Source organism: Pseudomonas rhizosphaerae, from assembly GCF_000761155.1.
In the GTDB taxonomy this organism is placed as follows: Bacteria; Pseudomonadota; Gammaproteobacteria; order Pseudomonadales; family Pseudomonadaceae; genus Aquipseudomonas; species Aquipseudomonas rhizosphaerae.
Genome location: NZ_CP009533.1, coordinates 3993513 through 4012474, shown reverse-complemented (window position 1 = coordinate 4012474; position 18962 = coordinate 3993513). Strand labels below are relative to the sequence as shown.

The following is an 18962-nucleotide window of genomic DNA, read 5'->3' as shown; positions in this document are numbered from 1 at the left end:
TTGTTCAGGTTTGGTCGGGGTTGGGCATAGCGATACAGTCGCGTGTTCAGCCTGACTGAAAGTTACAGCTGGGTTACCTCCTTACGGGGTGTAACCTGGCTTTTTTGGCATATCTCTGCAGGCTCCCGTTAATTAACCACTCAGCAACTTTCGCCAGTGCTATCGGCTATCGATCACGGCATTCAACAATGAATAAATCCGTACCTGCTTTATACTCTTGAAAGTTTGCTTTCAAAGCCGCTCGACATCTTAATAGTACTCCACTACTTCAAAAAATAAACGCCTATATTTTCGACCGGTTAATTCTTCATTCTTCTTCTACCGTCATAACAGTCGCTCTCCACCTGAACCTCACAAGAGCCCTGCCATGACCACTCTCAACAACGCCCTGCGCCTGCTCCAACTGCAGATCCGGCAAAGCCAGTCGCCCGACGTCGGCGCCTTCGGTGCCGCGCCCTATCACCCCGGCACGCCGACTTTGCCTGCGCCTCAGGTACCTGCACTGCTGGTGCATAACGGCCTGAACAAGAACGACCTGCATGATCCTGCCGTGCCCGTGGCTGTGCAGGTGGTGTTGCAGATCGGTATGCTCGAGAACGACGATCTCACCCTCTATCTGGGTGACACTGCCGTGGCCGTCGAGACCCTGCGCCCGGAGCACCTGGAAAGCGGCATCGTCACCTTCTACCTGCTGCCTTCCGTGTTTCCCCAGGACGGTCAGGTCACGCTGCACTATCACCACAAGGTACCGCCCTCTGACTCGTTCAGCGTGTCCCGCAACGCAGGCCCTTTTCTGGTCAAGCAGAGTGTGCCGGGCAACCCTGATCCTGATCCGTCCACACCCTATGTGAACGAACACCTCACCCCGCCCACCGGTATTCCCGCCACGGTGACACCAGGCCAGCCGCTGACGGTCACCATTCCTCGTTACGCGAACATTGCCGAGAACGACGAGATCGTCCTGCACTGGTCGAACCAGGAAATCCGCAAGACCGTTAACGCTGCCGAAGCCTCCACCCCTAGCATGCCGCTGACCATCACCGTCTCGGCTGACATCATCGACAACACGCCGGGCCTGGGTCTGATCGTGCGTTACGAAATCCATGACACGGTGATGAACTGGTCCTTGTACAGCCTGGAAGCACATGCGGATGTGGACGTACCAGGCTCGCTGCACGTCCCAACGCTGCCGCAGACCAACGACTATGACCAGTTGGACATGGATGACCTGGCCGGCGCCGACGTGACGGTGTACATTCCAGTCACCGGCAACAACATGCCTGCCGGTACCCAGGGCACCCTGACCTGGACGGGGCAACCGATTCTGGGGCCACAGCTGACCTACACCGCGGCCTTTCGCGTCGAGGCCAGTGCTTCTCGGGTGACCGTCAAAGTGCCAAACGCCAAGGCTGCTGCGCTGGCCGGCAGCAGTGTCACGGTCTACTACGACGCCATCATCGGCGGCCAGAACAAACGCTCGCACCGCGTGACCGCTACCGTCATCGGCCAGCCAGTGACACTGGCACAACCACGCTTGACCGGCGTCACCGGCAACACCTTCAACCCCGACATCGTCACCGGGTCGCATCAGGAGGTGATCGTTCCAGCCTACGGGTTCATGGCCAGCGGACAAACGATCCAGCTGCACTGGAAAGGCCAGACCGCCAGCGGCACGCCGATGTACACCACGGTGAACCATGCAGTGACCAGCAATACGCCACAGGATGTAAGCCTGCTGATCGACAAGGCGTTTGCGATCACCCTTGGCACCGGCAGGGTGCTGGAGGTGTACTACGAAGTCACTGCGCAAGGCGTGAGCTATCTGTCGCCGACGCTGCAGCTGACTGTGGTGGGTATCCCGAGCAACTTGCCCAAGCCGACTACGGAGCCGGTGTTTGCGAACGGGGAGATTGATCCGGGTGCGATTGTGGACGCCATCAAGGTCGTGGTGGAGCCCAACTCGACCCTCGCCCCGGGTGACTTGTTGACCGTGAAATGGCTAGGTCGGTCCAACGCCAGCATCACGCTGACCGATCAGGCATTTCCAAGCTCGGGCAACCTTGAAATCCGCATCGGCAAGACGCCCTACATTGACGGAAACACCAATGGCTATGTGGACGTCAGTTATGAGGCCCGACGTAATGGGCAACCAGTGGGCAGTTCGCAGGTGTTGCAACTGCATGTTGGCGCAGCGGCTGAATTGCCGTGGCCGCTGCCCAAGGTGGTGGATGCGACTAACGGCGAGGTCAGCACCTGGCAGCCAGTAAAGCCGGGGACTTCTTACGAGAGTAACACTGCCACGGTGGTCGTCAGCGACAGCCGGATTCTGGCGGGCGATACCGTTGCCATCATCTGGCGCCTGCCTGGCGGTACGGATCTAACCATTCCCTGGATGCTGGCAGGTGCCGGTGAGGGGCGTGTACCAGTGCCGGCCACCGTGCTAGTGCGCAGCCTAGGGCAGACAGTGCAGGTGGGGTATGTGGTTTTCAGGGGGCCTGCTTCGGACTTGGTGGGGAATTCGGCGTTGATGAACCTGCAGGTGGGAACGCTGCCGGCGAATGAGTTGAGTGAGTTGATCATCCTGGAAGCGGCAAACAGCGGGGCGGGGCCGGAGTTTGATGTAAGCCGACTCATGCAGGATGCCACCATCAGGGTTGGGCGCTGGCCGATGATTGAAGTGGCGCAGCCGGTGTGGCTAACCCTGACAGGCACGCGGCAGGACGGCAGTGCCTGGAGCAAAGAGCTCTTGGCCGCTACGCCGACGGACGCAACGTGGGTCAGCCAAGGTAGGAAGACGGTCAACGTGACCATGGCGGAACTCAAAGAGCTTAAGGACGGCGCCTCGCTGACCGTGACCTTCAAGGTGGCTTTGGATGGCAGCCCGACCGAGTCGGATGCGGTAAGTTTTGCGCCGCGGGTTTATACAGTGAAATCGGTGCCTGATGTCCGCCCCGTAATCACCACTGTTCGGGATTCAGATGGAGAGATCGCCCACGGAGGGACAACGTACAACGACGAAGTCGTTGTCATGGGAACAGCTGCACCGTCTCAACAGGTTCAATTGCTAGATGGTTCTACACAGATCAGCACCGTGACTGCAGACAGCAACGGAAAGTGGAGTTTCACCATCACGAATCTGGCGATTCGAAGCTATTCGATTACGGCCAGAGCAGTTTATGGAAGCGGCTTGGTATCTGATCCCAGGAATTTTTCCTATTATGTATTGACGCGGGAGTATGCAGATTTTGAGAGTAACCATACACATGGCTGGATTGGACTGCCTAGCAACATCATAAGTGTTGGCGGCAGTCACGTGCTCTCAGCTGCTGCGAACGGCGGTCCGGGGATGGCAGGTAGTATATCTAAGACGCTTACCCATCTGAAGGTCGGAGGCAACTACCGCTGGAGTGCAAAGTTGGGCTTCCTAACAACGCAATCATTCCGATTTACTAAAGCTATCGTAGTTAATAGGCTTGGCATGAACGGGGTTGCAACTGTCGTCGTTACCAACGGCAATATGACAACCCTTTCAGGAACCTTTAAGGCCGTTTCTTCGACAGAGCCGATATATGTCTACGTTGGCCTAATGGACACAGTAGGAACAGGCAGGCCTCTGCAGGCAATCTACCTAGATGATTCGTTGATAGAGCTAATTGACTAGGAAACGGTTGAGGTGTTGGCCTCGTCGCGACCTTACGCGAATGCCCGCTCAAGGCTCAGGGGGGGGGGTGACAGGCACGACAGTGTTGGGCGGTGGGCAATTACACTATAATCCCCGCCTTTCGCCGCCCGCCGCCCGCCCCAGAGGCCTGCGGGCGCATCTACCCGTTCAAAGAGGCTAGACCCTTGGCATTTACGATTCTTGGCCTGTCCGGCGCCCTTAGCCACAACCCTTAATCGGCCCCATACATCAACGACAAGCTAATTGCCGCCCCCTAAGAGAAGCGCTTCGTGCGCGACAAGCATGCAAAGAACCGCATGCCCTATGAATCGGCCAAGTTCTGCCTGGAGCAGGCCGGCTAATTTGCTCGCTAAACGACTTCCTGTAGAGAAAGCGGAAGCTGCTGGCTGTGCCACTTACGCATCCTGTAGGACCGCGCCGCCGGGTCTTGCGACGCTCAGTCGAGCATAAGCACTACACCCATGCTCCCGCCTGCCCGCTCCCCAATTCTCCCGCTCGGCCCCCACCACCGCATGAAGGATCGCCTTCGCCGTCACCACCCCTTCAGGATGGCGCTTGTACAACTCCATCCCAATGCTGATCGCCACCCGTTCGGCGGGTGTGTGCCAGTGGCGCAGAGTTCGACGCTGTTCCAGCGGCGTCTGCCCGTCGATGCCGTCGAGCAGCACGCCTGAGCGAAAACCTGCGGCCAGACCCAGGTAGCCGTAATGAATGCCGGTCCAGAGACCAACGTGGTAGAGGTAGCGGCCCTGCTTGTGCCAGCTGGAGTTCTGCAGCTGCGAAATTTTGGCCCGGTAGTTCCAATCGCTGTTGTTGTCCATTTGATTGACCCACAAGGCCACGGCTTCGTCCCGACATGCCTTGGCCACCACTTGCGGGTCGCGTGCCCACCAGCGTGCATGCCAGGGCAGCGCCTTATAAGCGCGCGTGTCCTGACTTGCATCGTAGCGGTTGAGTTGTCTGATCTTGACCACGGTGGGGTGGCGGACATTGCGGTTGATCTCGCCGGCCATGTAGGTGGTGATCGACAGCAACTGGTCTGGGTGGCCGCAGTTCTGCAGCGTATCTGGGCGCGGCACGGCGGCCGGCTGTGGTTTGACTCTGCGCAGCGACTCGTACTGGGTCGTGAACGAAGACGGAATCAGTAGCGCGTTGCAGGCACAGCTGCTGGTGCTGTCGAGGCTGCCGGCGACGCGCCGGCCGTTGCTCTTGAGCTGGTCGACGCCGCCGACGATGTGGAATTCACCGGTGCTCTTGCCGCACGACACGCGATCACCTTCGCGCGAGCGTGGGACGCCGAGCAAGGTGACGCTTCGCTCGCCGCCGAGGACGGTGCCGCCGCACGATGTCTTGTCGCCCAGCCGAATGAAGTATCCCAGTCTCATGTCCCACTCCCCTGCTCTGCCGCTGGCCCGCGAGGGACCGCCAAGCGACAGAAGTTTCCGGGAGTACGGGAAGTACGTCTGTAGGATCGGTCCCACGGAAGTGAAGGACATGTCCTGATCTGCCGTCGCCAAGTGGCCGGTAACGTACCAGCTGTTTCGCGGCTGCTAGCCGCTCCTACACGAGCGCGCGCAGAGCCCGACGCTTGCGCGTGGTTTTCCAGGAGTGCAGGCTGCCGACCTTTATCTCGGCCTTGTTGGCGAATGGAAAGTAGTGCTGCACCCGCGCCAGCAGGCGCAATTCATACTCCTGGCTGCTGATGCCCATCGATTGACGCAGGTCCGGGCGCAAGGCCAGGTCGTAGTAGTCGGGGCGAGTTTCGCGCAGGACGTCATCGAGCACCTGTGGGCCGGTCATGTCGAAGGTGGTGCGCACATAGCCCCAGAACTCGTTGATTTGAGCAGGTGTCTTGGCTCTGTCCAGAAAGGGTCGCGGCCGGGTGTAGAAGTCGGCGCGGGCCTGGTAGCGCTGCGCCATGGAACGCATCACCGCCTTGAGCACCGGGTTGTTCGGGTGGCTGCCCAGCACATGGCTGTTGTAGCCCCGATATTGCACATCGCTGTGCACCACCGCGTCGTCCAGCAGCAGATCACTGGGGCCTGCAGGCAGGTCGACCTTGTCCAGCACTGCCACGAAGGTGTTGTCCACGTCGGTGTAGATGCCGCCATAGGTGTCGAGCAGGGGGTAGCGCAACAGGTCGCTGGCAGCGGCGTAATTCTTCGCCACGCCTGAACGCAGCGCGTCGTACTGCGCGCCGCTGGGGCCTGCACGCAAGGCATGGAAAAAGGCTTCGTCTGCCAGCGGCTTGACTTCGAAGTTGGCCTTCCCGGCGAACTGCCACGTCAGGCGGCGAAGCAACTGCGGCGTGTCCATGTCGGCGTGGATGATGGTGCGATAGCCCTTCATGCGCACATCGTTGATCAGCAGATTATCGAGCAGCGCCTGGCTGGGCAGCTCGTGGCCGATCCATAGGTAGTGCAACACCTTGGGAATGGCTTTGGCCAGGTTCGAAAGCGCCGGCAACGGCGGCAGCGTGATCGTCTTGAGCGTCTGCGGCGCAGGGGACGCCGTGCTGCCTTGCAGCCACTGGGCTCGATCGCCGCTGCGCCATTCGCCTTCGGGCGTGCGCCACAGGTAGGCCGTATTGCCCAGGTGATTGGCGCGCCAGGTGCGTTCTTCGACGTCATACATGGCCAGCAGATGGCCCCGCTCGGGGATACGCACCATGTAGCGATCCATGATTTTTTCCACGTCGTCCAGCGGCACCTGGATGCTGATGGTGTTGGCGGGGCGCTGTACGCCTATTGCAGGGTCACTGGGAGCCAGATTCCAGAGCCGGGTGGTTTCGACATCGTCGGTAGCGCTCAACGTGATACGGCTTGCCGCTCTCCAGATGTTGCCGTGCAGGGTGATCGGGATATAGCTGTGCAGGCCGTAGGGGTTGAGTGGGTCGACCACGGCCCATTGCTTGAGGGCATGCACATAGCGCACGCGATACAAGGTTGAATGCAGGCGCGCATAGGTTTCAAATCCCTGGCGTACATACAAGCCCGCCAAGGGACCGTGTCGGTGCAGTTTGAATCCGGTATCGCGAATGATCACCGGACGCCAGGCAGCAAGATCCTGGGCATTGCGAAGTGCCTGGGCCTGGGTGGCATCTTCCTGGTCGGAATCACTGCCGAGCACACTGGAGTCGCTGTCCGTCTCGCCCGCTTCGTCCTGGTTCGACGACAAGGTCGAATCATTGATGTCATCGCCCGAGTCCAGATCCTCTTCGTCCGGCAGCAACACCTCGCCATCCACGTCCAGCTGGGCACTGGTATCGATGTCGAATTCGTCATACTCGCTCAGCAGGCTGGCATCACTGAGCAAGGGCAGCGTCAGAATCAGGTTGAGCGCCTGAATGATGGAACCGCGAACGGCCTCGGTCCGCTCTTTCTCGTCGAGCGCATTGATGGCCTTGTCGGCATACAGGCCCACTTCCACCAGGCCGGCAGCAATGGACAGCGCGGCGACCGGCCAGCCGATCAGGCTCAAGCCACCATAGAGCTTGAGAAAGCTTTCCAGATAGCCGATCCACAGGCCTTTCTCCAGCCGGCTGTTGGACATCAGCAAGTACTTGGCATCCTGCTCCATGTCGGCCTTGAGGCTGTCGACCAGAAAGTTGAACGTGTAGCCATCGAGCTTTTTGTTCAGCACGTTCAGACGCGACTTGCGTGCGGCCCACGGGGTTTTGGCTATGTGGCTCAGATGCCCTTGCAGCGTCGCCCATTCGGCCTGCTTGTTGTGCTCCGCCCTGACGAACTGCACACCGAACCGCTGCCGGCTGTCTGCCGTCGCCAAGTGGCTTTGCACCCATTGGTAGAGTGCTTCGGCATTTTTGACGGTAACGAATGAAGGGTGCTGCATGGCGCAGTACAGAATCTCGCGCCCTTGTGCAGTGCAGAAGCGCAGGACGCCGTGGCTGACCATTCCTTCCACATCCAGTGCGCGGACCACGGTGGTCGAGCTTGAAACGTTATCGCCGTAGAGCTTCTCCGGGCTGAACGGGCTGCTGGGGTCGTTCGCTACGGCCGCGTAGACCTCCAGGAAATCTTCGACCGCCATGTCGCCTCGCTGGCACTGCAAGGTGGCGCTGCACAGCATGCTGATTTTCGATACGGTGCGATACGCGCTTTGCTGGTTGATCCAGAACCCACGCAGGCGCGACAGGTATTGATTGGCGAAGTCCCCATCCCAGAAGTGCTGCAGCACCTTGCGCGGGTCCAGGCGCACTTCGTTGTGCTCGTTGTAGTGAGCGGCGTGGGCATCGGCCGTATAGAAACCACCCATTTGCGCCAGCAGATCGGGATTGCGCTGCTGCTCGAGGTTGAAGCGGCGCATTACCAGCTCCACCAGCGTCATGGATTGCAAGGGTTTGCCGTGGTGTTCCCAGCCTGTGTAGGTGCGTGGGCTGGTGTTGGCCGAGTCGAACCAGTGCCAATACACTTCGTAGGGGTCGTGATCGAACCCACCCAGTTTCGCCAGCAGGTATTGAGCCGCAGCGAAGGCGGCGCCTTCCAGGTCTGGGTATTGGTCGATCAGTTGGCCAAGGCGTGTTTGCCAATAGCGGGTGCTGGCGCTGAGTAGGTCAGCTTCGGTATCGGCAAGGTCGCCTGCGCTTTCAAGTGTGGACGTGACAGGGGTCTGGAGGGTGCTCATGGTGGTTGCCTCGTGGGTTGGGAGACCACGAGGTTAGAGCCGTGCGAGTGCGCTTTGGGCGTGCATGGATAGCACCGCCATCGAGTGTGAATACCGCCTGAGCCCTCAGCCCAGGCGTTGTTCCAGCAGTGTGCGCAGGGCACTGTTCACCGGCCAGTTGCGCAACAGCCGCTCGCGGTCGCGGGCATGGGCGGCAGCAAAGCTGGCATCGCTACCGTGCTGCTGCATAGCATCCAGGTCGATCAGGGCCCAGCGGCCGTTGTGCCAGAACAGGTTGTGGCCCTTGAGGTCGCCATGGCTGATGCGCTCGCGGGTCAAGTCGGCGATCAGCTGGTCCAAAGCCTGCAACTGGGCTTCGGGGACGTCTCCCGTGTCGACATGAGGGGCGAAGGCTTCGATCAGGTCCGGGCCGCTCAGGTGTTCAGTGACCAGATAGGCCTCGCGGCGCAACCACAACGTGCGCTTCTCCAGCACGGCCAACGGCTTGGGCGTGGCGATGCCGAGGAACAGCAATCGGTTGCCTTCGACCCACGAATGCCAGGCACGGCTCGGGCGCCAGAAGCGCTTGCCCCAGTGCAGCAGGTTCTTGATGTTGTAGCGCTTGACCAGCAGGTCGCGGCCCTGGCTGTGGACGCGGCCGACCGTGGCGGCGCCGCCGGTCTTGTAAATGTGGCCCTGTTCAAGCAGGGCGTCGGCACGCTCCAGCACGGGCAGCATGGCGGCTTCTTCTTCGCGGCGTACGGCGCGCAGGCTGGAGGCGTTGTCCTGGACGCTGAACAGGCTGCAATCGCGGCCGACTTTGCCCAGATAATCTTTCAGGCGCCAGGCGCGGACCTTGTCGATCTGCTTCTGCAGCGCTTCCATGGGCAGGCCGTGTTCGCCGTTGGCCAGCAGGTAATACACCAGCAGTTCTTCGGTGAAGGGCTCCAGGTTGCGGGGCAATTGGGCGAAGAACACGCCGAGGTTTTCCAGCACCTTTTGTCGCGACAGGGGCTTGCCGGCCTGTTCAGCCTGGATGCCGGCGCCGTCGATGAGGAACACCTGAGCGTTGTGGCGCAGCAGGTTGTCCAAGTGCAGGTCTGCCTGCCACAGGCCTTTGCCATGCATCTGGCCGATGACGCCAAGGGCTTCGCCGAGCACGGCGCTTTGTTCGTCGGCCAGGGGCGGCAGGGTTTCCACGCGAGCCCATTCGTCGGCCAGGCTATGGGCGCCTTCCAGGTACTCGAACAGCAACCAGCCGCCCTCGCCTTCCTGCAGGCCGTCGGCGAGCAGTTGCGGGGTGCTCAGGCCCTGCTCGGCGAGCAGGCGCACGCCGGTCAGCTCGCGCTGGAAATGCCGAGCGGCCTTGCTGCCGACCAGCAACTTGGCGAGCACGGTGCGACCGCGCCAAACACCGGCGCCGACGTAGCGCTGCCCGGGCAGCACGCGCAGCAGCGTCAGCAGTTGCAGCTCGCCGGGGCCGGCGGCGTCGGCCAGGGTGATGCTCAATGGCAGAGCTGGGCTGCGGCCGGCTTGGGTCAGTTCAGACAGGCGCATCAGCGGGCTTCCTTGTGGCTGCGACGGCGGCTCAAACGTTGAAGCCAGGCGTCGACCAGAGGGCTGGTTTCGGGCTGGGCCAGGTAGGCGGCCAGCAACACACGAATATCCGCCGCCTGCCAACGTGGCGCGCGGCGCAGCAGGGGTTCCAGGTCCTTGGCGCGGTCGCGTTGGCCAAACAGCAATGGCCGGGTTTTTTCCAGGTCGATCAACTGCGCCTGGTACCCACTTGCCGTGGCGCGCAGAAAGATGTGCTTGGGGTAGAAGCAGCCATGCACCTGCCCTGCCGAATGCAGGATGCGCCCCAGCTCGCCGACCGCCACTAGCACCGCGCGGCGCGTGTCGGGGGTCAGGGTCGGCCATTGCTGCAATACCGCTTCAAGATCGGACCAGCCGTCCAGCGCGCGGGTCATGAGCATGGCGCGGGTGTCGCCCTGCACCTGACGCTGACCGTAGAACACCGCCTGCAATGCCGGGATTCCCTGCTTGCGATAGCGGCTGATGTTGCGAAATTCACGGGCAAAGGTCGGCTCGCCAAACGGCCGGGCCAGGGTCCGGGTCAGGTAGTTGCTCTGCCGCTTGAGGTAGAAACCACGGCCTTCCAGGTCCAGGCGGTACACGCTGCTCCAGCCGCCACGGCCGGTGTTGGGTTCGTCCACGGCGTCCAGTTGCAGGTTCCACAGCGTGTCGAACGTGGCCAGCCCGTGGCGCTCGAGCAAGGCGCGCTCCTCGCTGGCGATGAAGTCGCTCATTCGCGGCCCTCGAAGAATTTGACGATTTTGCGCACACGCAGCTTGTCCGACGCATTGAGCCTTTCGCGGCGGCGGTATTGCAGGTAGAAGCGCAGGCGCTGGGTGTTGGACAGCTCGCTCTTGCCCAGTTTGTCCAGACAGGCGAGGTCCTTGATGATGCGATAGCGCAACATGAAGCTGCGCCAGAAGGCGCCGTTGGGGCAGTCGATGAAGTACAGCACGTCCTTGTCGTCGACCAACAGGTTGCGCCACTTCAGATCGTTGTGGGTGAAGTGGTTGTCGTGCAGGGTGCGTGTGTGTTGCGCCAGTTGCCGGCTGATGTGGTCGACCCAGGCGCGGTTGCGCAGCCGTGGATCACCGCTCAGAGCCAGGTGATGCAGGTCCTGGGTGTTGGCCAATTCGCGGGTGATCAGCGCCCCGCGGTCATAGCTGGCGCCATTGCGTTCCAAACCCCAGGCCACCACTTCGGCAGTGGGAATGCCCCACTTGGCGAAGCGCTTGAGGTTCTGCCATTCGGATTTCACTCGCGGTTTGCCCAGGTGCGCGCGCAGGCCCTTGCCCGCGCCCACGTAGCGCTTGACGTAATAGTTGACGCCGCCGCGCTGTACGCGAATCACCTCGGACAACGGGTCGCGGGTCAGGCGCTCGCCGGTCAGGGCGAACACCGTTTCCAGGCTGCCGAAGTCGGTCTGCAGGTGTTCATAGCCCGCTTCCAGGTTCCAGCCGGCCATCAGAGCGCGTCCCCGTAACGTTGCTTGCGGTCGTACAGCTTGTTCGCCTTGCCGTCGAGCCAGCCGAGCAGCACCGCTTCGTCCTTGAGCACGCGGCGCAGGGGCTGCTGGAAATAGTCACGCAGGAAACGCAGCTTGTCGCGGCGGGTCAGGCCGATGTCCAGCGCCGAGAAATATAGCGCGGCCAAATCCTTGTCGCGCCAGCGACGGGTGATGCGTGGACGCACCTGGGCGCGGTGCAGGTCGATCACCGACAGCTTGAAATCCGTGGCGGTGACGGGCTTGTCGGTGTGCAGCAGAAAGTGGCAGATGTAGCAGTCGCGGTGATTGACGCCGGCGCGGTGCATCATGCCGACCAGGCGCGCCACCTCGGCGATCAGCGCGCGCTTGAGTACCGGTTCAGGCGACTGCTTGGCCCAGTTCAGGCTCAGCACTTCCAGGTCGATGGTGGGCGCCAGCTCTTGGGTGATGATGAACGAATGCTGGTCAGCCGGGTTGCTGCCGCGCTCGCCATAGGCCACTGCCGTCATGCTCGGCACTCCGGCCTCGCGCAGGCGCTGGACGGCCTTCCATTCCTGGCCAGCGCCGAGCACCGGGAGCTTGGCGGTGAGCAGGTTCTTGGCGATTTCCGCCCAGCCGATGCCGCGGTGGATCTTGACGAAATAGCCCTTGCCGTCGACTTCGGTGCGCAGCGTACGGCGCGCTTCGAGTTCGCGAAACACCTCACCTTGCAGCGCTTCGACGGCCACGAACGGATCGCGTCCGGCCCACAGCGTCTTGAACGGCTCGTCAAGCACCAGTTTCATGGTCGCGCCTCCAGGATAACGTCGGCGGCGTGCTCGGGCATGCTGTAGATGTCGGCGCTGTCGGCGAACGCCAGGCCATTGGCCGACCAGGAAGCTCGCGCGCCGTCGTCTTCGAGCATGCGCTGCAGGTAGCGGTTGAGCTCTTCCTGCTCGAACGGCTCGCTGAGCACCAGCCCGGCGTCGGCCTCGGCGATGTAATGGGCATAGCCGCACACCGCCGACACCAGCACTGGCAGGCCGGCCACGGCGGCTTCGAGCAACACGGTGCCGGTGTTCTCGTTGTAGGCCGGGTGGATCAGCACGTCGGCGCCGAGCAGGAAACGCGGGATGTCGCTGCGCCCCTTGAGGAACTGCACCCGGTCGCCCAGGCCGAGCGCTGCGCTCTGCACCTGGAACAGCTTGGGGTCGTCCTGGCCGATGACCATCAGCCGCACGCGTTTGCGCAGCGCCGCGGGCAGTGCCGCCATGGCCTTGAGGCTGCGATCCACGCCCTTGGTCTTGAAGCCGGAGCCGATCTGCACCAGCAGCAGCTCGTCGTCTTCGAGCATGAATTCGCCACGGAACTCGGCGCGGATCAAGGCCGCGTCCGGTGGCGCACGGCGGTCCTGGGCAATGCCCGGCGGCAGCAGGTGGAAGCGCGCCAGCGGGGTGTCGTAATGCTTGATGAACAGCGGTTGCTGAACCTCGGAAATCATCAGGATTTCGGTCTTGGCGTCGCGCCCGAACACCGCGCGCTCGTAGTCGGCGAAGTGCTTGTAGCGACCCCAGTAACGGTACAGCGAATGGCGCAGGTTCTGCGCCTTGTCTTCATAGCAGCCGTCGGCGGCGTAGTAGACATCCAGGCCGGGCATCTTGTTGAAACCGATCAGGCGGTCGACCGGACGCTTGGCCAGGTCGGCCTGCATCCAGCTCAGCAGTTTCTCGTTGCGCCGATGGTTGAAGAACGCCTTGACCGGCGCAACCTGCACCTCGAAACCCTCGGGCACCTCGCCTTCCCAGATCAGCGTGTAGACGCGGATGCTGTGGCCACGGCGCTGGCATTCCAGGGCTATGCGCATGAAGTCGCGCTGCAGGCCACCGAAGGGAAAGTATTTGTAGAGCACGAATGCCAGTTGCATCAACGAAGATCCTCGGCCAGTAACACGGCGCTCAATCGGCTTGCCACACGCTCGGGGTTGAGGCTTGTGAAACACAGCGGCCACTCGCGTTTGAGATCGAACCGACGCTGGTCGTCCGGCGTCGGCTGGTAGGTACATTTTTTCTGCATGCAGGGTGCGCATGACGGGTAATCGCTGGCCAGGTGGATCTGGCCACGGCCATAGGCGCCAGTCAGGCCGACGTTGGTGGGGCCGAACAGCGAGATGGTCGGCACGTCCAGCGCGGCGGCCAGATGGCCCAGGCCGGTGTCGACCGCCACGCAGGCGCGGGCCTCGGCCAGGGTCTGCGCCATTCCTGCCAGGTTCAATTTGGGCAGTACCACGCAATTCTTCAGGCCGGCGGCAATGCGTTGCGCACGCGCCTGTTCGGCCTCGTTGCCCCACGGCAGGCGCACCTGGATGTGGGCATGGCCGAGGCGTTCGGCCAACTCGCGCCAGTAGATTTCCGGCCAGTGCTTGGTGTCCCACGTGGTGCCGTGCAGGAACACCACGAACGCCGGGCCGGGAATCAGGTCACGCCACTGCAGGCGGTTCAGGCCGTAGTCGCCGGTGCCTTCGGGCAGATCGTAGCCCAGCGCCAGGGCGAACAGTTGGCGCACGCGTTCGACCGCATGCTGGCCGCGCGCAACCGCCAGGCGCCGGTGATAGAACCGGCTGGCCAGGCCTTCGCGCGCCGAGCCTTTGTCGAGGCCGGCCACCGGGGCCTTGACCAGGCGCGTGAGCCAGGCGCTCTTGAGCAACCCCTGGGCGTCGATCACCAGGTCGTAGCGGTTGGCGCGCAAACGCTGGCGCAGTTGCTTGAATTCGCCGCTCTTGTAGGCCTGCCAGAGGTTCTTGCGCCAACGCCGGATGGCCACCGGAATGACCGTGTCCACGGCCGGGTGCCATTTCGGAAGCTCGGCGAAGCCTTCTTCCACCACCCAGTCGAAACGGATGCCAGGCATGGCTCGGGCCGCATCGGTCAGCGCGGGAAGGGTATGAATGACGTCGCCCATGGACGAGGTCTTGATCAGCAATACCCGCAATTCATTCCGCCTTGACTGTCAGTTCGACCGTGGCCGGCCCTTCCACCTGCTGCAATGCATCGGCGACCCGCTTGGGTTCCAGCAGGCGCAGGCAATTGTAGTGGCCGAAGCGGCAGGTGCGGTCGAAACACGGGCTGCAGTCCAGGCCCAGGCGCACCACCTCGACCTTTTCCGCCAAGGGTGGCGTGAAGCCGGGCGAGGTGGAGCCGTACACCGCCACCAGTGGCCGATTGAGCGCAGCGGCGACGTGCATCAGGCCCGAATCGTTGGACACCACGGCGTCGGCGCACGACATCAGGTCGATGGCCTCGGCCAGCGCAGTCTCGCCGGACAGGTTGTAGGCTTCCTCGCGCAGGCCGGGAATCAGTCGCTCGCGAATGGCCTCGCCTACCGGGAAATCCTTCTTGGAACCGAACAGCCAGACCTGCCAGCCTTCGCGGATCTTGATCTCGGCCACTTCGGCGTAGTGCTCGGACGGCCAGCGCTTGGCCTCGCCGAACTCGGCACCGGGGCACAGGGCCAACACCGGGCGGTCCAGGGACAGGCCGAACTTGGCCAGCGCGGCGTCGCGGCTGGCCGGGTCGATGCGCAGCTCGGGACGTGGATAAGGTTGCGGCAGCAGCGCGTCGGGCTCGAAGGCCAGGGCCATGAAGCGTTCGATCATCAAGGGATAGCGCTGCTTGTCCAGCGTGCGCACGTCGTTGAGCAGGCCATAGCGAAACTCGCCGCGCCAGCCGGTGCGCTTGGGGATGCCAGCGAAAAACGGCACCAGCGCCGACTTCAGCGAATTGGGCAACAGGATGGCCTGGTCGTACTGGCCCTTGAGGCTTTTGCCGATGCGCCGACGCGTGGCCAGTTCGAGCGCGCCATGGCCAAGCGGAAAGCTCAGGGCCGCGCGCACTTGCGGCATGCGTTCAAGGATCGGGCGGCTCCATTCGGGTGCCAGCACGTCGATCAGGCACTCGGGGTGCCGTTGCTTGAGGCTCTGGAACAGGGTCTGTGCCATTACCATGTCACCGACCCAGCTGGGCCCAATGATCAGAATTCTCATAGTTTTCCAGAACAGTCAGTCGGGTGGTGCGGTAGTGCGGTGGTCCCGGGGATTTCGGCGCCGGCCCTTTCGCGGCCGCTGACCGCTCCCACATGGATCGAAGTACCGTAGGAGCGGTCATTGGCCGCGAATCAGGCGCCGCGCGGCGCCGGAAGAACCGCGTGGCCTTTTCGCGGCCAGTGACCGCTCCTACAGGGGCACCACGGGAGTGCTGCTATCAGCTCAACCCCAGCTCACCCCAGATCCGCATCACCTCGCGCCGTTCATCGATGAACTGGTCGCCCGGTATCACCCCGGCCTGCTTCTGCAGGGCCTGGCGATGGGCGGCCGAGCGGTAGGCCTTGTAGGCTTCGCGCAGCAACGCCGCATCGGTGGCGGGCAACAATCCGGCTTCTTCCAGGCCTTCGAGAATGCGAATGTTGTCGGTGTACCGCAGCAGGTTCGGGTGCTTGCCCGACCACGCCAGAGCCGCGTATTGCACCATAAATTCAATATCGACGATACCACCGGCGTCTTGCTTGACGTCAAAGCGCTGGCCAGCCTCGAAGGCATTGTTGCCGCGGCCGGCCGCAGTCTGGCGCGTACCCAGGTTGTCGCGCATCTTCGCGCGCATCTCGCTAACCTCTGCACGCAGGGTGTCCAGGTCGCGCGGCTTGGCCAGCACGGCGCCACGCACCTGCTCGAACGCCTCACCCGTCTGGCGACACCCCACCAGTACCCGGGCGCGCACCAGGGCTTGGTGTTCCCAGGTCCAGGCTTCGGTCTGCTGGTAGCGCGAGAACGCCGCCACCGAACTGACCAGCAGCCCCGCCGCGCCGGAGGGGCGCAGGCGCATGTCGACGTCGTACAGCTGGCCGGAGTTGGTCTGTGCGGTCAGCAGGTGAATGATGCGCTGCCCCAGGCGGGTGAAGAACTGGGCGCTGTCGATCGGCTTGGCGCCATCGGTTTCCAGGCTCGGGTCGCCGTCGTGGATGAACACCAGGTCCAGGTCCGAGCCGTGCCCCAGCTCGATGCCGCCGACCTTGCCATAGCCGACGATGACGAAGGCCGGATCGCAATCGCTGCGGTCGGGCCGCTTGGGTACGCCGTGGCGGGCCACGGTCTGGCGCCAGGCCAGGGCCAGCACCTGCTCCAGAATCGCTTCGGCCAGCCAGGTCAGGTAATCGCTGACCTTCATCAGCGGCAACCCACCGGCAATTTCCGAGGCCGCCACGCGCAGGTTGTGCGCCAGCTTGAAATGACGCAGCGCTTCCATCTGCTGTTCCAGGTCGTCCTCGGGGATGCGCGTGAGCCGCTCGCGCAGTTCGGCCGCCAACTCCGGGGCCAGCGGCGGGTTGAACAGGCGCGCCTCGTTGAGCAGCTCGTCGAGCAGCAACGGAAACCGCGCAATCTGTTCGGCGATCCACGGGCTGGCCGCGCACAGGGTCAACAGTCGACGCAAGGCATCGGGGTTTTCCGTCAGCAACACCAGATACGCCGAACGCCGCGCCACCGCCTCCACCAGCGGCAGCACTCGCTCCAGGATCAGGTCCGGGTCGGCGTGCTCCACCGCCTGGGCCAGCAAACGTGGAATGAAGGCATCCAGGCGCTCGCGGCTCAGGCGCTGCATGGCGCGCAGTTGCGGGCTGGCGCGCAGGTCTTCGAGGCGCTTGAGGGCAAGGCGCGCGTCGCTGAAACCGGCTTCCTGCAGTTGTCGGCAGGCCGAATCGGCGTCGTGGGTTTCTTCCCACAACGGCAGCCATTCGCCGCCGATCACCAGGGCATTGCTGGCCTCGGCGTCTTCGTCGGGGTCGGCGATCACTTGCGCGAAGTGCCAGGCGGTGCGGCTGCGCCAGTGCATCAGGCGCTCATGGAAAGCTGACCAGTCGGCAAAGCCCATCATGAATGCAATGCGCGCACGGTCCAGTTCGTCGTCGGGCAGCATCTGCGTCTGCCGATCGGCGATGGCCTGGATGGCGTGCTCGGTGTAACGCAGGAATTCGTAGCCTTCGCGCAACTCGTCGACTACCGCGGCCGGCAGGTAGCCCTGCCCTTCCAGGGTCGCCAACACCTTGAGCAAGGGTCGTTGCTGCAGGCTCAGGTCACGTCCTCCGTGAATCAGCTGGAACGCCTGGGCAATGAACTCGATCTCGCGAATGCCGCCCGAGCCCAGCTTGATGTTGTCGGCCATGCCCTTGCGCCGCACTTCCTGCTGGATCAGCTGCTTCATGGTGCGCAACGCATCAATGGCCGAGAAGTCCAGGTAGCGGCGGTAGACGAAGGGTCGCAGCAGGTCGAGCAACTGCGCGCCGGCCTGTTGGTCGCCGGCCACCACGCGCGCCTTGATCATGGCGTAGCGTTCCCAGTCGCGGCCCTGGTCCTGGTAATACTGTTCCAGTGCGTTGAAGCTAAGCACCAGGGCGCCGGACGAGCCGTAGGGACGCAGGCGCATGTCGACGCGGAAGACGAAGCCGTCGACGGTGATCGGGTCCAGGGCCTTGATCAGGCGCTGGCCGAGCCGGATGAAGAACTCCTGATTGTCGAGCGGACGCTTGACCCCTTGGGTTTCGCCGCCTTCGGGGTAACCGAAGATCAGGTCGATGTCGGACGACAGGTTCAGCTCCACCGCGCCCAGTTTGCCCATGCCCAGCACGACCATGTGCTGTTGCTCGCCGCTGCGCCGGCCCATGGGCGTACCGAACTGCTGGCATTGGCGCGGGTAGAGCCATTGGTAGGCCTGGTCGATGCAGGCGTCGGCCATGTCCGACAGGTCGCGGCAGGTCTGTACCAGGTCAGCGAGACGGTTGAGGTCACGCCAGATGATGCGCAACTGTTGCCGCGCACGCTGGCGGCGCAGGGTGCGTGCCAGTTCGTCTTCGCTGCTGGCCTGGGCCACGGCCTGGGCGATCTGTTCGCGCAGCTCACCGGGTTTGAAGGCGCGGTCCAGGTCGCCACTGGCGATGAGGTCGAGCAGCATGGCAGGGTTCTGGATGGCTTGCTGCAGGACGAAGTCGCTGGCCGTGGTGACGCGGTCCCATTGTTGCCAGCGGTCGGTGGGCCAGTCCAGAGGTGTGGTGACTGGGGGGGCCTCTTCGCGGGCAGAGCCCGCTCCCACACTGGAATTGTGGGAGCGGGGCGGGCGGCTGAGCCCTCTGCCCGCGAAGAGTCCCTCAGCCCCCACCACAGCCGCCTGGAACGACTCGCGATTGCGCGCCACCAAAGGCATGAGAACGGCCGGTATTTCGACCAGCAAAGGCAGGTTCATGGTCTATCCTTGTGCGGCGTGAAGAGCCCAGTAAAGGTCTGTATAGACAGGTTCATCTGTCCCTGAACTGTCGAACAAAGGTGATAAATAGCTGACTTTTGCTATAACTTGGCAGAAGTCACCTGCGCAAAGCCTCAAGATGAATGCATTCGATCGCAGGTTGCGATCCAACCCACAACCGGACAGGGGGCCAAAAGCCTGTATCCTGTGTTTCCCCGGCTGCCCCTCACCCGCAAGGGCATGAAAAGGGCAGGGATTTGTAGTAAAACTACAGCACGCCGGGCACGCTGCCGGTAATCCAAGAATTCCATATCGTCTGCCCACAAGGCCAGTC

Annotated in this window: 11 protein-coding genes and 1 pseudogene; 2 read left to right on the top strand and 10 right to left on the bottom strand. The window is 62.8% G+C overall.

Translation table 11 applies throughout. The features are described 5' to 3' along the window. Positions 1–367 precede the first annotated feature (367 nt). Together LT40_RS17715 and LT40_RS22130 are read left to right on the top strand one after the other, a co-directional pair. On the top strand, positions 368–3661 hold the full coding sequence (locus LT40_RS17715) for an Ig-like domain repeat protein (protein WP_043192414.1): 3294 nt from the start codon (positions 368–370) through the stop codon (positions 3659–3661). 185 nt (positions 3662–3846) lie between these two features. Further along, positions 3847–4020: pseudogene (locus tag LT40_RS22130) on the top strand (hypothetical protein); the annotation flags it as partial. A gap of 57 nt (positions 4021–4077) precedes the next feature. Here the strand turns inward: LT40_RS22130 and LT40_RS17710 are convergent. The 10 genes from LT40_RS17710 to glnE all read right to left on the bottom strand — a co-directional run bounded on the left by LT40_RS17710 (position 4078) and on the right by glnE (position 18628). Then, a complete protein-coding gene (locus LT40_RS17710) occupies positions 4078–5067 on the bottom strand; it encodes a polymorphic toxin type 44 domain-containing protein (RefSeq protein WP_043192413.1) in 990 nt (329 codons plus the stop codon). Between the two features lie 175 nt (positions 5068–5242). Next, positions 5243–8326 (bottom strand): dermonecrotic toxin domain-containing protein, encoded by a 3084-nt coding sequence (locus LT40_RS17705; RefSeq protein ID WP_043192412.1) that lies wholly within the window; start codon positions 8324–8326, stop codon positions 5243–5245. Between the two features lie 105 nt (positions 8327–8431). Next, positions 8432–9862, bottom strand: coding sequence for a lipopolysaccharide kinase InaA family protein (locus LT40_RS17700; RefSeq protein ID WP_043192411.1), 1431 nt, complete (start codon positions 9860–9862; stop codon positions 8432–8434). Next, positions 9862–10614 carry a lipopolysaccharide kinase InaA family protein gene (locus LT40_RS17695; protein WP_043192410.1) on the bottom strand — a complete coding sequence of 251 codons (753 nt, stop codon included), beginning with the start codon at positions 10612–10614 and terminating at the stop codon, positions 9862–9864. The genes LT40_RS17700 and LT40_RS17695 overlap by 1 nt, the downstream gene beginning before the upstream one ends. Further along, positions 10611–11345, bottom strand: coding sequence for a lipopolysaccharide kinase InaA family protein (locus LT40_RS17690; RefSeq protein ID WP_043192409.1), 735 nt, complete (start codon positions 11343–11345; stop codon positions 10611–10613). Before LT40_RS17690 ends, LT40_RS17695 begins: the two co-directional genes overlap by 4 nt. Beyond that, entirely contained in the window at positions 11345–12151 is an 807-nt protein-coding gene (rfaP, locus tag LT40_RS17685) for a lipopolysaccharide core heptose(I) kinase RfaP (RefSeq protein WP_043192408.1), read from the bottom strand. The genes LT40_RS17690 and rfaP overlap by 1 nt, the downstream gene beginning before the upstream one ends. Beyond that, positions 12148–13269, bottom strand: coding sequence for a glycosyltransferase family 4 protein (locus LT40_RS17680; RefSeq protein WP_043192407.1), 1122 nt, complete (start codon positions 13267–13269; stop codon positions 12148–12150). Before LT40_RS17680 ends, rfaP begins: the two co-directional genes overlap by 4 nt. Further along, the gene (waaC, locus tag LT40_RS17675; RefSeq protein ID WP_043192406.1) at positions 13269–14333 is read right to left on the bottom strand and encodes a lipopolysaccharide heptosyltransferase I; all 1065 of its coding nucleotides are present in this window, start codon (positions 14331–14333) and stop codon (positions 13269–13271) included. The genes LT40_RS17680 and waaC overlap by 1 nt, the downstream gene beginning before the upstream one ends. Before the next feature lies 1 nt (position 14334). Further along, positions 14335–15384, bottom strand: coding sequence for a lipopolysaccharide heptosyltransferase II (waaF, locus tag LT40_RS17670; protein WP_043192405.1), 1050 nt, complete (start codon positions 15382–15384; stop codon positions 14335–14337). A 217-nt stretch (positions 15385–15601) separates the two neighbouring features. Beyond that, complete coding sequence (glnE, locus tag LT40_RS17665; RefSeq protein WP_043192404.1) at positions 15602–18628, bottom strand: bifunctional [glutamate--ammonia ligase]-adenylyl-L-tyrosine phosphorylase/[glutamate--ammonia-ligase] adenylyltransferase; 3027 nt, start codon at positions 18626–18628, stop codon at positions 15602–15604. Between the last annotated feature and the right edge of the window lie 334 nt (positions 18629–18962).